Consider the following 14,688-nt stretch of genomic DNA (forward strand, 5'->3'; position numbering starts at 1 on the left):
GTACGTGTCTCCGGGGCAAAAGAAAGCGGCGGACCCGTTGCCGGACCCGCCGCCGATATTTTTCGACTTGGCGCCTAGATAATTATCTGCGGCGCTTTTGTCTAGAGAAGTTTCAGGTCAACCGCCGAGGTCTTGCCGCGGCGCTCATCCGTGTGAAGCTCATATTCGATGGCGGCGTCCTCGGCGAGGGTGCGCATGCCCGAGCGTTCAACAGCAGAGATGTGGACAAAGATGTCCGAACCACCGGCGTCCGGCTTGATGAAGCCATAGCCTTTTTGGTCGTTGAACCATTTTACTTTTCCGGTTGCCATTGTGGCTACTCCAGTCTTCTCCCCGCGCCGGGCCCACACCTTGTGGACGGTCGCGAAGGGTCTCGAAGTAACGGGGGGAAGTGAAGTCAGTACCGTCGGTCCGACGGGGTCTTGAAAATCAGACCGACCGTATATTCGATGACATGCATTATGCCTCAAATCTCGAAGCTCTTCAAATGAAGTTTCATGACAGCCGTTAAGCTTCCCGGCGAAACTCGAAAAACACCGGCGCAATGTCGCCAAGCTGTTTGGTCTCATACCTTGTGGTGAAGTGGTCTTCTGGCGCGACGCGCCAGTCATCGGCCCGGTTGGCCTGCCACTCTAGCGCCGGGTGCTGCAGGAAACGCAGCAGCGCGTCATCGGCATAGGAGCGCACATCTGTCGCAAATCGCAGGGCCGCGCCGGGTTTCAGCACGCGCGTGATCTCGTCCAGGAAATCGCTCTGGATGATCCGTCTCTTGTGGTGACGTTTCTTCGGCCAGGGGTCGGGGAAGAGAATGAACACACGGTCGAGGCAGCCATCCGGCAGCAGGGTGATCAGCTCTCGAACATCCTCATCCCAGAGGCGTACATTGGTGAGGGACATTTCCTCTATGTCGGACAGGCATTTCGCGACGCCTTCCACGAACACTTCGCTTGCCATAATGCCCACGGCCGGATTGGCGCGCGCCTGCGCGCTGACATGTTCGCCGCCGCCAAAGCCGATCTCCAGCCAGAGATGCTGCGGGGCCGTCTCGAACAGGGTCGCCGGCACCTGCAGCGCCTCCCTGTCGGCAGGGATCCTGAGGCGGGGCAAGAGATTATCAACCAAACTCTGCTGTCTGGCAGAAAGGGGACGCCCCCCCGTGCGACCGAAGGAGCGAATGGGTGAGTGTCGGGGACTTCGCATTAGCTGGAAAACCGTCTTTCGGCGAAACAGGGCAGGCTCAAGCGGCAGGTTTTGAAAGATACCGCGTCGATTGGAAAGTCTGGGCTGCCTGGATGGCTGTATTTTTCGTGTTTTCGGCGATTGCGCCACGCGATGCCCATTTCGACGCGGCCCACTATCACCTGCAGAATGGCTGGTCCTTCTGGCAGGGCCGTCTCGACCAGGATCTCGCCCCGTCCGAGATGCATTCCTTCCTCAATCCGGTCCATAGCGCCATTGTCTGGCTGATCATCAGCCACCTGCCTGGCCCGCTCGCCATCGGCCTGCTCGGCCTGGTGCAGGCCTCGATCCTGCCGGCGCTCTATGCCCTTCTGGCGCGCCTCGCCTGGCGCATGAAAGCCGATGTGTCGCCTGCCATCCTGATGGTGATGGCCTTTGTCGCCTTCGCCAGCCAGCCCATGATGCTGATGTTTTCAAGCATCCTCAACGATCATTGGGGCGCGCTCGGTTTCATCCTGGCTTTCGTCCTGCTCCTGCCTACGGACCGGCCCGCCCCAGGCCTCAAATCTCTCGCCCTCGCATCGGCCATTGTCGGGCTGATGTTCGGTCTGAAGCTCACCAATGCGGTCTATGTCGCCGGATTTGCTGCGGCGGTGCTTGTCGCTGCGCCGGACCATGCGGCGCGGCTGAAAGCTGTAGCGATCTGCGCCGTGGTCGGTCTGCTAAGCGCAATCGTGACAGGCGGCTGGTGGGCATGGGAAATGTATGAACGCTTCGGCAATCCCATCTTCCCCAACCTCAACAGCCTGTTCGGCTCCCCCTATGGCCCGGACACAGCCTTTCGCGACGAGAAATTCCTGCCCGCCTCCTTCTGGGAGGGGGTCGTCCGCCCGATATTCTTCAGCTTCGATGCGAGCCCGATCAATGAACAGGCCACAAGCGACGTGCGCCTGCTTGCCGGTTACATCGCCTGCTTCGCCATTCTCGGCCTCTCTGCTCGCGCGGCATGGCGGGGCAAGGCAGACGCTCGCCATCGCATCCTCTGCGCGCTCGCCGCCGGTTTCCTCGTGACCTTTGCCGTCTGGACGCTGATGTTCTCGATCCAGCGTTATGCGATGGGCCTCTACATTGCGGGACCGGTGCTGATGATGGGCGCGCTATGGCTGGTCTGGCCGCAGACGCTGAATGAACAACGCCCGCGCCTCGCCGTGCTCGTGCTGATGGCGGCGCTCCTCCTCTCGACCAGTTTCGAGCGCCTGCGCCGTGTGCCCTGGCAGAGCATGGATGAGCCCTATGTCTGGACAAAGCTTCCGGCAGGCGTCGATGTGACCGATGCGGTCATCATCCTGTCATCCCATTACCCGACCGGCTTTACCGCCCCCGCCTTCAGCGATGCACACCTGCTCACCCATGGCGATGCGCGACCCTGGAGCAAGCCCGCGCTCGCCAATTACCGCCCGCTCATCCAGGCCGAGATTGACCGCTCGCAGCGGGCTATCTTCGCCGTGATGTTCAGGGGGCAGGAATCAGGGTCGCAAGCGCTGGAACGCCTCGCCAGCGACTATCAGCTCAAGGCAGATTTCGATGCATGCCATCCGATGCAGACCGCTTTCGATAGCGGCTCGACGCACTGGATCCTCTGCCCGCTGACGCGCTAGCTGTCGTCACCATTGCGGCGGGCCGCACCGGCCGCCTTGATCGTCGCGAGCAGCGATTTGCGCAGCCCTTCATCATCAATCTTCTGGAAGGCCGAGATCAGCTCCATCGCTTCCTGGTCCATTTCAGGCAGCGGGGCCGCTTCCGGGTCTTCGGCAAGGCCCGGTGCCGGCAGGCTCAGATACTCTTCGGCGCCTTCATAGAAATACAGGACCGGAATATCGAGCACGCTCGATATTTCATAGAGGCGTCCCGCCGAAATGCGGTTCACGCCCTTTTCGTATTTCTGGACCTGCTGAAAGGTCAGCCCGAGCGTCTCGCCCAGCTGTTCCTGTGTCAGTCTCAGTTCCTTGCGACGCCATCTGAGGCGCTGGCCGATCAGGCGGTCAATGCGGCTGGGAAGTTTGCTGTCTGACATCCACCACGTCCAAATAGTCTACCTCTCGGACCCTATCGGCGCCAGGCCAGGAAGGCCAGTACGCTGAACAGGACCAGGGTCAGCCAGAAAAGGGCCGGGCCGTACTTCTGATACGGTGTGTTGGGCTGTCCGTTCGCATCAAGATAGGGTGCGGGCAACGGCGTGCGAACGACAGACGAAACCCAGCGGTCCGGGTCTCCTGAAACGCGCTGGCCGCGGGCCGCCTCACGTCCGAAGGCGTCGACCACGGCGGTTGCGCCGCGGCTTGCGACCCGCGCCATGGGCAGACCGGTTTCGATAGAGCGGTAGCGGTTCTGCGCATAATGCTGGGCGGGGCCCATGCCAGACCCGAACCAGGCATCATTCGAGACGACCACGATCCATCTTGCTTCGTCGCGTTGTGGTCCGGCCTTGCGCGCGATCTCGGGGAACAGGCCTTCATAACAGATCATGGCGATAAAGGGCGGAAGGTCGCGCGGGAACAGCACGGTCGGTTCACTGCCAGGTTCAAAGCCGCTCTTGGCCATCTGCTGCATCGGTCCAGGCAGGATGCCGGCAATCGCATTGCCAAATGGCACGATTTCGGTGGCGGGCAGTTCGCCGAACGGGACAAGGCGGTGCTTGTCATAGAGCGCGATCAGCTCGGCGCGGCCGGCTTCGGTCTGCAGGACGGCGAGGCTGTTATTGTAGACGCCTTCCGCGCCATCGAGGCTGCGGCGGGTCGTGCCGACAATCAGCGTCCGGTTTCCGAGATAGGCAGAGATGACGTCCAGCGCGTAATTGTTGGCCAGCAGGTCAAAGGGCAGGGCTCCCTCAGGCCAGATGATGATGTCGTTCGGGTCGCTTTCAATATCGCGCAGGAAGGTCCCATAGCGGGCGAGCACCTTGTCGCCTGTGCCCTGGTATTTCTCGGCCTGCGGAATGCCGGCATCCATCAGGACAACCGTGTCTTCCGACATGACGGGCGGTGTTGCGAGCCGCTGCGCGCCCCAGGCCCAGCCAAAGCCGATCAGCATGACGGCGGCGATCACGGGCAGGGCCCGGCCGATCACACCACGTGCATCGCGCGTATCGACGAGCGCGGCCGGTGCGCCGCAGATGAACAGGGTCACCAGGGTCAGCCAGTAGACACCGCCAAGCGATGCGGCCTGCGAGAGGGCGCCGCCGGGTGACCAGGTGGTGCCGAAGATATTCCATGGAAACCCGCCGAAAAGGTGGCCGCGGACCAGTTCCGCCAGCGCCATGAACACGGCGAAGATGAAGATTCGCGACGGCGAAGCCGACCAGAATGCGCCGGCAAGCGCTGTGGCCGCCGCCCAGATCAGCGCCATGCCGCCCGGCAGGGCGATCAGTGGCATCCAGATGAAAATTGCATGCTTTTCCGGCTCGATCAGGAAGGGTGAGGCCGTCCAGTACATGCCGACAAGGAAGAAACCGTAGCCAAAGGCCCAGCCGCGCATGAAGAGCGCCCGGCCCCAGCGGGCCTGTCCGCGCGCGCCATCCATCATCCAGATGAGACCTGTCACTGAAATGATCAGGGCAGGCGTCAGGTGGAAAGGGGCAAAGGCCAGCGCTGCGAAAGCACCGAGCAGCGCTGAAAAGCCGAGCGCAGGCCAGCCGCGCAGCTTCGCCAGCGCTTCATGGACCGGCCCGAGGGCGGTGAAGCCGTGACTGCGAATGGGTTCGCTCAAGCTGAAGCCTCTTGCGGCAGGCGGCGAACGACAAGCCGTTCGATCCGTCGCGAATCCCCGTCGAGAATTTCTATGTCGGCACCGGTCGGATGGCGCAGCACCTCGCCGCGCAGTGGCACTTTGCCAGCCAGCGCAAAGGCGACGCCGCCAAGCGTATCAATGTCGACATCGGAATCGGGAATATCGAGGTCGAGCCCCGTCTTTTCCTCGAAATCTGAAATTTCCATACGCGCATCTGCCTCCCAGGCATGGCGTCCGCGGCGGATCACCATGGCTGGTTCTTCATCGTGTTCGTCTTCAATGTCACCGACGATTTCTTCCATCAGGTCTTCCAGACAGACGAGGCCGTCAGTGCCACCATACTCGTCCACAACGAGCGCCATGTGAATCCGGCTTGTCTGCATTTTCACAAGAAGATCAGCGAGCTTCATCGAAGCCGGGACGAACAGCACATCGCGGCGCAGGCGCTCCAGCGGGCGGTCCATGCCATCACCACCGCGTGCAATCTCTCCGACCACATCCTTGATGTGGACGAGGCCAATCGGATCGTCGAGGGATTCGCGGTAGACCGGCAGGCGCGAATGCGACTCTTCAGCATAGAGCTGGATCAGGCCGGGAAGATCGGTTCCAAGTTCCACACCGACAATTTCTGCCCGCGGGACCATCACGTCCGCGACGCGCGCTTCTTCGAATTCTGCCAGGCGCAGGCGCAGTTGCTGCGGCGTATGGCGTGCCTGATCTTCCGGCACGGCTGCGGGCTCTGGTGTCAGTTCGCGCCGCCGGCGAAAGGGAAATAATCGCGGGCGGCGCTTCGTCTCTCGGTCAGTACTGTCGGTCATTACCTTCGAACTCAGGAGTGGGCGGAGTATGGATCAGCGATACCAAGGCTGGCAAGCGCGCGCACTTCCAGGGACTCCATTTCAGCGGCCTCTGTGTCTTCCATGTGATCATAGCCCAGAAGATGCAGATAGCCGTGGATGACGAGATGGGTGAGGTGGTCGGCAAGTGCAATCTCCCGTGCCCCTGCATCGCTGCTGGCGATACCGAAACCGATCGCAATATCGCCAAGGAAAGGCGCTTCCATCTCGTCGGCGGGGAAGGACAGGACATCGGTTGGCTTGTCCTTGCCGCGCCAGTCACGATTGAGCTGGTGCATCTCGGCATCATCTGTCAGAAGCAGGGCGACTTCGCCGGCCTTTCCAGTGATCGCACAGCCCGCATCGAGCGCGGCCTGGCACACTTTCTCATGATCGGGGCAGGCCGTTGTCCAGGTCTCGTCTTCAACGCGCAGGTCGAGCGTCATGCTCATCTTTGCGCCTCTCCATCCTTGTCATAGGCGCGGATGATGCGCGAGACGAGTGCGTGACGGCGAACGTCAGCGGCCGTGAATCCGACAAAGCCGACCCCCTCGACGCCCTCCAGGATTTTCAGCGCATGCGCGAGGCCGGACGGCGTTTTCGCAGGCAGGTCGACCTGTCCGGGGTCGCCCGTCACCACCATGCGGCTGTCGCGGCCAAGGCGCGTCAGCACCATCTTCGTCTGCCCGACGGTCGCATTCTGCGCCTCGTCCATGATGACAAAGGCATTCTTCAGCGTGCGTCCGCGCATGAAGGCGAGGGGGGCAACTTCGATGATCTTCTTCTCGCGCATCCGCTCGACCTGGTCGGCACCTAGCACTTCGTTCAGCGAGTCCCAGATCGGGCGCAGATAGGGCTCGACCTTTTCTTCAAGGTCACCCGGAAGAAAGCCGAGATTTTCGCCCGCCTCGACCGCAGGACGCGTTATGATCAGTCGTTCCTTGGTTTTCTTGCGCAGCTCCGCAGCGCCAGCGGCAACGGCGAGGAAGGTCTTGCCCGTACCGGCCGGACCCGTGCCAAAGACGAGATCCGTGCCCGGCCGCGTCAGATAGTCGATATATTTCGCCTGCATGTTGGTCTGCGGCATGACGGGCACGCGGAGGCCAGACAGGGAGCCATAGGACTCTGCCGGTGCGCGCGCCTGCTCGATCGCGCCCTCAAAGGCGTCCTCTCCGGCATCCGGATCGGCCTTCAGCATCTTCTCGAACGCTGCGAGTGTCGCCTCGGCATTTGCCACGGCATCGGCAGAGCCGGACAGGCGGATGCTGCCGCCCTGGCTTTCAGCCTCGAGCTTGCCGTCTATGAACGCCATTTCCAGCTTCATCAGGTTGCGATGCTGCGGTCCGCAGAGCGCTGGCAACTGATCAGGATTGTCGGGCGTGTAGAGGCGGGTGATCGTGCCTTTCAAATCAGGCGGCCTCCACCGCATGGGCAAGTTCGCCAGCGAGGGCGTTGAGCGTGGCACCGACAATTTTCACGTTGACGATCTGCCCATAAGTCGAGGCAGGTGCATCAAAATGCACTGCCTGCTGCCAGGGGCTGCGTCCATGCATCTGTCCATCAAGGCGGCCCTTGCCTGTCACGAGCACCGGAATGGTCTGCCCGATCTTTGAAGCGTTGAAGGCGCGCTGTTGTTCCCAGAGAAGGGCCTGCAGGGCGTGGAGGCGCTCTGTCGCGACATCGTCCGGCACATGGCCGAACATGTCCGCGGCTGGCGTGCCGGGGCGCGGGGAGTACTTGAATGAATAGGCGATGGCGTAATTGACCTCGCGGACAAGGTTCATCGTGTCCTCGAAATCCTTGTCGCTCTCGCCCGGAAAGCCGACGATGAAGTCGCTCGCCAGCGCGATATCCGGCTGCGCCTCGCGCATCTTGCGCATGATGTCGAGATAATGCTCGGCTGTGTGGCCGCGATTCATGGCTTTCAGGATAGTGTTCGAACCTGACTGAACCGGCAGGTGCAGGAACGGCATCATCGCTTCCGTATCGCCATGCGCGGCAATCAGGTCGTCATCCATGTCGCGTGGATGGCTGGTTGTGTAGCGGATGCGGTCGATCCCGCCAATCTTCGCAATATGCCGGACGAGCTGGCCAAGGCCCCACTCGGCTTGCGAGCCCTCCCCCTGAGCTTGTCGAAGGGTCGGTGCAGCGCCATGCCAGGCGTTCACATTCTGCCCGAGCAGGGAAATCTCGCGCACCCCCTGAGCGGCAAGGTTGCGGGCTTCAAAAATGATGTCATCGACCGGGCGCGACAGCTCTGCGCCGCGCGTATAGGGCACCACGCAGAAGGTGCAGAACTTGTCACAGCCTTCCTGCACGGAGAGGAACGCCGTCGGGCCATCAGCCTCACGGGTCTTCGGCAGCGCATCGAACTTTTCCAGCGTCTCGAACTCTGTCTCCAGCCGCTCGCCGACAGCCCGGCTTGCCCGTGCCACCATTTCCGGCAGCTTGTGATAGGCCTGCGGCCCCAGAACCAGGTCCACAGCCGGCTGGCGACGCATGATTTCCGCGCCCTCGGCCTGGGCCACGCAGCCGGCGACAGCGATGGTCATCCTGCCGCCTGCGGCCTCTTTCATCTTCTTGATCTGCCCAAGCTCGGAATAGACTTTCTCCGTGGCCTTCTCGCGGATGTGGCAGGTGTTCAGCACCACGAGGTCGGCATTGTCCGCCGTCTCCACCGGCTGGTAGCCAAGCGGGCGGAGCACATCACGCATGCGCTCGGAGTCGTATACATTCATCTGGCAGCCATACGTCTTGATAAACAGACGTTTGGGCTCGGGCCTCGAAGTCTCGGAAGTCATGCGCGGGCTTATGCCTGAAAAGAGAAGATCAGGCCAGTGCTGGTGTTAGTGGGGTTGGGTCGGTTTCGGTGTCCGGCCCTAATCCTTCTTCAGCGGCACACCGTAAAGCTCCAGCCGGTGGTCGACGAGCTTGTAGCCGAGGCGTTCGGCGATCTCGATCTGCAGCTGCTCGATCTCTTCGGAGTGGAACTCGACCACATCGCCCGATTTCACGTCGATGAGGTGATCGTGGTGCTCGTCCGGCACTTCCTCGAAGCGGGCGCGGCCGTCGCGAAACTCATGACGCTCGATGATGCCGCTCTCTTCAAACAGCTTCACTGTCCGGTACACGGTCGCCAGCGAAATCGAACTGTCCAGCGCATTTGCGCGGCGGTGCAGCTCTTCAGCATCGGGATGATCTTCAGCCGCTGACAGGACGCGCGCAATGATGCGCCGCTGCTCTGTCATTCGGAGGCCTTTATCGGCGCAAAGTTTTTCCAGACGATCCATATCGTTCTCATGCCCTCGATTCTGGTTTGTGTCCAGCAGCAGGCCGGGACATCAACAATGCGTCGACCAGCTGGCCTCCGGGTCTTCTATAATAGTTTTTGCGCCTGCCGTCGGCAAGGAAACCGCATCCCTGATAGAATTTTACCGCTGCGTCATTGTCGGCTGCGACATCCAGCAGGAGACGATCGGTACCATACGGGCCCAGCAGCTGCACGCCGCGCTCGAGCAGCAGGCTCGCCAGGCCCTGCCGCTGAGCGTCTGGTGAAACCGCCAGCGTCAGGATTTCAGCGTCGGGCGGGGTCTTCTGGAACAGGATGAAACCGGTCATCCGCGCGCCATCCCCTCCAGCATCCTCGGTCGCAAGGCCGAGCGTGGTCGACAGGGCGAGCGTGTCGCGGAACGCCCAGGCAGACCAGTTGTCACCATTCGTGAAACAGGCTTCGTGAATTCGGGCGCAGGCTGGCGCATCCTCAGGCGTCAGCAGCCTGACAGGCTGGTCACTCATGGCCGTTTGCCACCGGGCAGCGCTGCATCGGGTCCGCGCACATAGGCCGGACTTGCTGGCGCATCATCGGGCTCTCGTGAAACGCAGAGTTCCGCCGCCCGCAGGGCGCCGGGGGCGGCTTCGTGAAGGTCAAGCTCGGGCACGGCTGTGTGAAGGGCTTCAAGGCCCGTGCCGTAGACGAAATGCGGATGCGCGGCGAGTTCGCTCACAATACTGTCCAGTCCGATTTCTTCCGGCCGGTCAATCGCATCCCCCGTGCGAAAACGCTGCGCCCAATAGGTAATGTCCGGCGGGCGACGCTTGGCAGGAAGAAGGACAATCGCCGATCCCTGCTGGCCTGCCGGCAGCGCCGCTTCCAGCGCCGTGATACCAAGACAGGGCACGTTCAGCGCCAGGGCGAGCCCACGGGCGAAGGCAACGCCCACCCGGATGCCGGTAAAGCTGCCGGGACCCGTCACTACAGCAATCCGGTCGAGGTCTTCAAAGGACCGGCCAGCCTGGTCGACGCAGCCTGCCACGATAGCAGGAAGGCGCGCATCCTGGCCGCGGCTCATGGTTTCCTGCGCCTCGGTAAGACAGGCCCCATCTTCGACCAGGGCAACATCGCAGGCCGGTCCGGACGTATTGATGCCGAGGATCAGCATAGGCGCGCCAGATCAGAGGATCTGGCAGGCCTCGTCAAAGCTGAGGCGCGGGCTGCGGTCAAAGATCGTGCTGTCATCGCCATGTCCAATCGCCACCAGGAAATTCGAACGCCAGTGTTTGGTCTCTTCCTTGTTCGAGAAGAATTCCATGTCGACACCGTCCTGGCTGAAGCCGGACATCGGTCCGCAGTCGAGGCCGAGCGCACGCGCTGCCATGATGAGATAGGCGCCCTGCAGCGTGCCATTGCGATCGGCCGTCTCGCGGCGCTTGTCCTTGTCCTTGAACCAGTCCTTTGCGCCGGGATTGTGCGGGAAGAGCTGCGGGATCTTCTCGTGAAACATCATGTCGGTCGCCACGATGCAGACCCATGGAGCGTTCATTGTTTTCTCGCGATTGCCCTCCGACAGGTGCGGTGAGAGCCGCTTCTTGGCTTCCGGCGAGTTGATGAAGACAAAGCGTGACGGACAGCAATTGGCGCTGGTCGGGCCCATCTTGGTAAGGTCGTAGACGGCACGGATCAGCGTCTCGGGGACCGGTTTGTCCAGCCATCCATTGTAGGTTCGGCCATTTCGCCAGATCAGGTCCAGCGCATAGTCGTTTACAGGATCGGACATCAAGGTCTCCTCGCAAGGTTGGGTTTCAGATCGCGGCCTCGACAGCGTTCACTTCAGGAACATACGCTTTCAGCATGTTTTCGATCCCCTGCTTGAGGGTCATCGTCGAAGACGGACACCCTGCGCAGGCACCGCGCATGGTAAGATGGACAATGCCGTGCTCGGCATCGAATTTCTGGAAAGTGATGTCGCCGCCATCCTGGGCGACGGCCGGACGCACGCGTGTTTCGATAAGTTCGAGGATTTCCCCGACAATCTCCTTCGTGTCGCCCTCATAATCGTCGAGCGTTGTTGCGCCTTCGCTGCCATAATTGGTGGTCGAGCCATCATTGATGACAGGCAGGCCGGCGACGTAATGGTCCATGATAGCGGCCAGCACCATCGGGCGGACATGTTTCCAGTCGGCTTTTTCATCTTTCGACACTGACAGGAAATCCGCGCCGAGAAAGACGCCGGTCACACCGCTCACCTGGAACAAGGCCTGTGCCAGCGGGCTGGAGCCGGCTTCGGCCTCGCTCGCAAAATCGAAAGGGCCTGCATTTCCTGCAACCGTTTCGCCCGGCAGGAATTTGATCGTGTCCGGATTCGGGGTCGGCTCAGTCTGGATGAACATGTCTGTCAGCTCGTCTTTTGTAACCAGCTGCTCAGATGGACGGTTTGGCAGGGGCTTTCAAGCTTTGCGGGCGCTCAGCTGTCAGTTGCCTCGTCGCCAGAACCTTCTTCCGCAGCACCTTCATCGGACAGGATGGCCGCTTCTCGTGCAGCACGTTCCTGCAGGATGGCGCCGCCAAGGTCTTTCGTCGCCGAAGAGGCCTGGCCAAGGTAGAAAGCCATCATGGCCAGGTGATCAGCCATCAGGCGGGCATCGCCGGCCTGACTCGAAACGAAGACAGGATCGAGTTCAGCCGCCCGGCGCCAGCTCGCTTCGAGCCGGTCCATACGGCTTTCAACAGCCTCGCTGACGGCAAGCTCGGGCTCTGCCAGAAGCGAGGCCGTGATCAGCTGGCTGGCAACATGGGCACGGGCGCGCGCTTCGAAGAAGGCACGAATGTCTTCCTTGGAGGCTGGCCAGCCTTCTCGCATGCCGATGCGGGATTCAAGTCGGGCGCGCGACTTGTCGGCCCAGCTGGCAAACAGGGCGAGCTCATCAACCAGGGAATCGGTGCCGCCCGGCGCCGTGGCGAGGTCGCGCTCAAGCCGGCCCTCATAGCGCGCAAGCGCTTCTGCGGCCGCAGAAAGACGGGGCGTCTGGGCAAGATCTTCTTCCGGGGCCAGCAGACGTGCTGCCGCTGAAAGGTCGGGATCGGCCGTAAAATCTGAGGTCAGCGACTTGGCCGCGGTCATCCGCGTGAATTCGCTGAGCGACGCCGACAGGGATTTCTGCCATTCCGGAAGGCCGGTCAGGCGGGCCTGGGGATGCCAGCCAGCACGGTCGCTTGCCCAGCCGGGGCCTTCAAGTTCGCGGGCGATCAGGCTCAGCATCACGCCGGTTTCGGGCGAAGCCCAGGGAGTCTCTGCTGAAAGCACGACCGGATCGTCATTGATGCTGTGCGAGGCGACAATCATCGCCGGATAAAAGCCGACAAGAATGAGGACGAGGAGGATCTGGAAAAGACGGACAATGCGCCGCCACCAGAGCGACGCTGAATGCATCAGCGGAGACGGCTCAGCTTCTTCCAGATACTGCGCTGGAAGGTCGGTCCCGATCAGTGTGACGGCAGGCCCTTCCCGGTGCGGCGGTATGGGAAGCTTCTCCACATTGCTCATCGAACATCTTTCTACTGGTTGAGCGCCCCCGCGAGGCCCACTTTTGGGCGCGGAGACGGCGTTAGCAAGTCGTTAACGCATTAAACTTGAGACATTCCCAGTACAGGCCTGCAAATTGCGCACCACAGCGCAGCATGGCAATCGGGGCCTATTCGATGATCACGAAGCCCTCCGGAATCGGCGGCGGCGTGGATGCTACACCAATACTCGCTTCGATCTTTTCGCCGATGCCGCTTTCGCGTTCCTCATAGGCTGCGACCAGCGATGTGTAGGGTGGCACATGCACCCAGGCGCCCTCGGCCGTGTTCTGCAGAAGTTCGAAGTGAAGGTGGAAAGTGGTCGGTGTGCCGCCGAAATCATTCGACACATAGCCGAGCGTCTGCCCCTTTGTGACCGTGTCGCCAGCCGAGACCTGAAGCGCCCGCATGTTCATGTGCATGTACTTGTAGATGCGCGGGCCCGAGCGCATGGTCACAGTATAGGTGCCGATTGACTGGATGATGCCATCTTCCACGGCAACGACTTCATACAGCTTGCGGTCCGCGGCGGCGGTGCGGCGCAGCTCATTACAGCCTGCAGCTGTTCCAACGCGGATATCCTGTCCCTGATGGATCTTGCTCACCGGGCAATAGGGCGAGTTGCGGTTCGATGAGCGCGTCTCGCAGAAATTGTCCCGCCATGGATACTCGTAATTGCGCGGGTCGCACTGGTCCCCGCCGGCAATGCCGCCGCCAAACATCCAGACCTGTGATTGCAGATAGGCTGGCGCAGACTTGATCGGGAAACGGATGCCCGGCGCAAAAATGGCTTCGGTCTCGATTGTCCCGGTGCCTGAGCCTGGAAGCAGGTGGCCGGCCTCGACATAGGAGAAAACGACGGTTGGCTCTGGCTCTACCGGATTGTCCACCGGGGTCGGGTCGATATCTGGGCCGGGCTCGGGGTCGACCGGTTCTGGATCAGTGTCGGTTTCCGGATCGACAGGGTCGGTATCTGGGGTCTCCGGGTCGGTATCGCTATCGACAGGGGCGACAGGGTCAGTCCCGGGCTCGGACGGATCGGCTGGGTCAGTCTCGGGATCGGTGCCCAGATCGGTCTCTGGGTCGGTTGCCGGTTCCGTGTCCGGCGTTGCCGGGCCGGTAGGGTCGGACGGGTCAGCCGGATCCGTCGGGTCTGTATCGACCGGCGTGTCCGGTCCGGTGTCGCCAGTATTATATGGGTCTTCGACCGGTTCGCTTGGCGGGGCAGGACCCGGTGCGCCGGGTGGAATGTCGGCCTGATAGCCGTCATCACGATTGTCACCCGGATAGCGAATCTTGTCGCAGGCCGGCACTAGCAGCAATGCGCCGGCGGCTAGTCCCCAAAGCAGTTTCATTATTGTGTCCCCGAGATCACGATTTCCTCTGCGACGGCCATGGCTTCTTCTTCCGTGATGCAATCGCCGCCTTCTTCCCCCGAGCCCAGGCATTCGAATTCGACCAGGTAATCGGCGCCATAGCGCGAAAATGAAACAATCGCGCCTGTCGTGGTTTCCGAATAGGTCATGTCTTCGGACTCTCTGTTCTCGACGCCCGGAATATCCGTCACGAGATTGGTCCCGTTCACGATGAGATTATACTCGGCGCCGGGGAACACAGCGAAATATCCGTCTGGAACGGGCCGAAATTGTGGCTGCTGGCCATTGCTCGCGCCAGCCGGGCGAACAGGCGCGGTCGGCAGCAGGACCGGCACGGGCGGGGCCGTCGATCCAGACTGGATGTTGAACGTATTGTCCGTCTCGTCAGGCGGTGAGGAAGCAAGGTCATTGCGCGCCGCTTCCCAGTCGATTTCAGTCTGGATCGTTGCCGAAGCAGGCCGCACGGTGTCCGGCTCCGTCTCGGCGGGCGGCGTTTCAGGCACTGGCTCCGGCTCTGTGGGCGTCTCGGCGAGATCGGTCTCGCCCGGCGTTTCACTCACCTCCGGCGTGTCCTGATCCTTTCCGCCAATGCCGTTGAGGCTGAGATCGCACCCTGCGACCACCATGCCCGCACCCAGCAGGCCAATAATGCCGTAATGAATCTTCATCGGAT

General features: G+C 61.7%; 17 protein-coding genes. 1 reads left to right on the forward strand and 16 read right to left on the reverse strand.

Annotation, left to right across the window (positions count from 1 at the left end; all coding sequences use genetic code 11):
* Positions 1–101: 101 nt before the first annotated feature.
* Positions 102–311 carry a cold-shock protein gene (locus B8746_RS06645; protein WP_084392751.1) on the reverse strand — a complete coding sequence of 70 codons (210 nt, stop codon included), beginning with the start codon at positions 309–311 and terminating at the stop codon, positions 102–104.
* A 196-nt stretch (positions 312–507) separates the two neighbouring features.
* On the reverse strand, positions 508–1,107 hold the full coding sequence (gene trmB, locus B8746_RS06650; protein ID WP_233123992.1) for a tRNA (guanosine(46)-N7)-methyltransferase TrmB: 600 nt from the start codon (positions 1,105–1,107) through the stop codon (positions 508–510).
* 185 nt (positions 1,108–1,292) lie between these two features.
* On the opposite strand from trmB, the gene B8746_RS06655 reads away from it, so the two are divergent.
* Positions 1,293–2,837, forward strand: a complete 1,545-nt coding sequence (locus tag B8746_RS06655) for a glycosyltransferase 87 family protein (protein WP_084392755.1) — start codon at positions 1,293–1,295, stop codon at positions 2,835–2,837.
* Here B8746_RS06655 and B8746_RS06660 read toward each other — a convergent pair.
* From B8746_RS06660 to B8746_RS06725, 14 genes are all read right to left on the reverse strand, one after another.
* Positions 2,834–3,253 (reverse strand): helix-turn-helix domain-containing protein, encoded by a 420-nt coding sequence (locus tag B8746_RS06660; protein WP_084392757.1) that lies wholly within the window; start codon positions 3,251–3,253, stop codon positions 2,834–2,836. The genes B8746_RS06655 and B8746_RS06660 overlap by 4 nt on opposite strands.
* A gap of 32 nt (positions 3,254–3,285) precedes the next feature.
* The gene (gene lnt / locus B8746_RS06665) at positions 3,286–4,944 is read right to left on the reverse strand and encodes an apolipoprotein N-acyltransferase (RefSeq protein ID WP_084392759.1); all 1,659 of its coding nucleotides are present in this window, start codon (positions 4,942–4,944) and stop codon (positions 3,286–3,288) included.
* Positions 4,941–5,783, reverse strand: a complete 843-nt coding sequence (locus tag B8746_RS06670; RefSeq protein ID WP_084392762.1) for a hemolysin family protein — start codon at positions 5,781–5,783, stop codon at positions 4,941–4,943. Before B8746_RS06670 ends, lnt begins: the two co-directional genes overlap by 4 nt.
* Positions 5,784–5,794: 11 nt before the next feature.
* Complete coding sequence (gene ybeY, locus B8746_RS06675; protein WP_084392765.1) at positions 5,795–6,253, reverse strand: rRNA maturation RNase YbeY; 459 nt, start codon at positions 6,251–6,253, stop codon at positions 5,795–5,797.
* Positions 6,250–7,209 carry a PhoH family protein gene (locus B8746_RS06680; protein WP_095380834.1) on the reverse strand — a complete coding sequence of 320 codons (960 nt, stop codon included), beginning with the start codon at positions 7,207–7,209 and terminating at the stop codon, positions 6,250–6,252. Before B8746_RS06680 ends, ybeY begins: the two co-directional genes overlap by 4 nt.
* A 1-nt stretch (position 7,210) precedes the next feature.
* Positions 7,211–8,602 carry a tRNA (N6-isopentenyl adenosine(37)-C2)-methylthiotransferase MiaB gene (gene miaB, locus B8746_RS06685; RefSeq protein WP_084392770.1) on the reverse strand — a complete coding sequence of 464 codons (1,392 nt, stop codon included), beginning with the start codon at positions 8,600–8,602 and terminating at the stop codon, positions 7,211–7,213.
* 78 nt (positions 8,603–8,680) lie between these two features.
* Positions 8,681–9,091: a Fur family transcriptional regulator gene (locus B8746_RS06690; RefSeq protein ID WP_084392773.1), complete on the reverse strand. Its 411-nt coding sequence runs from the start codon at positions 9,089–9,091 to the stop codon at positions 8,681–8,683.
* 7 nt (positions 9,092–9,098) lie between these two features.
* Positions 9,099–9,596 (reverse strand): GNAT family N-acetyltransferase, encoded by a 498-nt coding sequence (locus B8746_RS06695; protein ID WP_084392775.1) that lies wholly within the window; start codon positions 9,594–9,596, stop codon positions 9,099–9,101.
* Complete coding sequence (gene tsaB, locus B8746_RS06700) at positions 9,593–10,240, reverse strand: tRNA (adenosine(37)-N6)-threonylcarbamoyltransferase complex dimerization subunit type 1 TsaB (RefSeq protein WP_084392777.1); 648 nt, start codon at positions 10,238–10,240, stop codon at positions 9,593–9,595. Before tsaB ends, B8746_RS06695 begins: the two co-directional genes overlap by 4 nt.
* 12 nt (positions 10,241–10,252) lie before the next feature.
* Positions 10,253–10,855 carry a malonic semialdehyde reductase gene (locus B8746_RS06705; protein ID WP_084392779.1) on the reverse strand — a complete coding sequence of 201 codons (603 nt, stop codon included), beginning with the start codon at positions 10,853–10,855 and terminating at the stop codon, positions 10,253–10,255.
* Between the two features lie 25 nt (positions 10,856–10,880).
* A complete protein-coding gene (locus B8746_RS17550; protein WP_084392781.1) occupies positions 10,881–11,468 on the reverse strand; it encodes a NifU family protein in 588 nt (195 codons plus the stop codon).
* Between the two features lie 74 nt (positions 11,469–11,542).
* Positions 11,543–12,622: a hypothetical protein gene (locus tag B8746_RS06715; RefSeq protein WP_084392784.1), complete on the reverse strand. Its 1,080-nt coding sequence runs from the start codon at positions 12,620–12,622 to the stop codon at positions 11,543–11,545.
* A 148-nt stretch (positions 12,623–12,770) separates the two neighbouring features.
* Entirely contained in the window at positions 12,771–13,994 is a 1,224-nt protein-coding gene (locus B8746_RS17225) for a M23 family metallopeptidase (RefSeq protein WP_198943704.1), read from the reverse strand.
* Positions 13,994–14,683 (reverse strand): hypothetical protein, encoded by a 690-nt coding sequence (locus B8746_RS06725; protein ID WP_084392787.1) that lies wholly within the window; start codon positions 14,681–14,683, stop codon positions 13,994–13,996. Before B8746_RS06725 ends, B8746_RS17225 begins: the two co-directional genes overlap by 1 nt.
* Between the last annotated feature and the right edge of the window lie 5 nt (positions 14,684–14,688).

The sequence above is a fragment of the Henriciella pelagia genome (assembly GCF_002088945.1).
Classification (GTDB): domain Bacteria; phylum Pseudomonadota; class Alphaproteobacteria; order Caulobacterales; family Hyphomonadaceae; genus Henriciella; species Henriciella pelagia.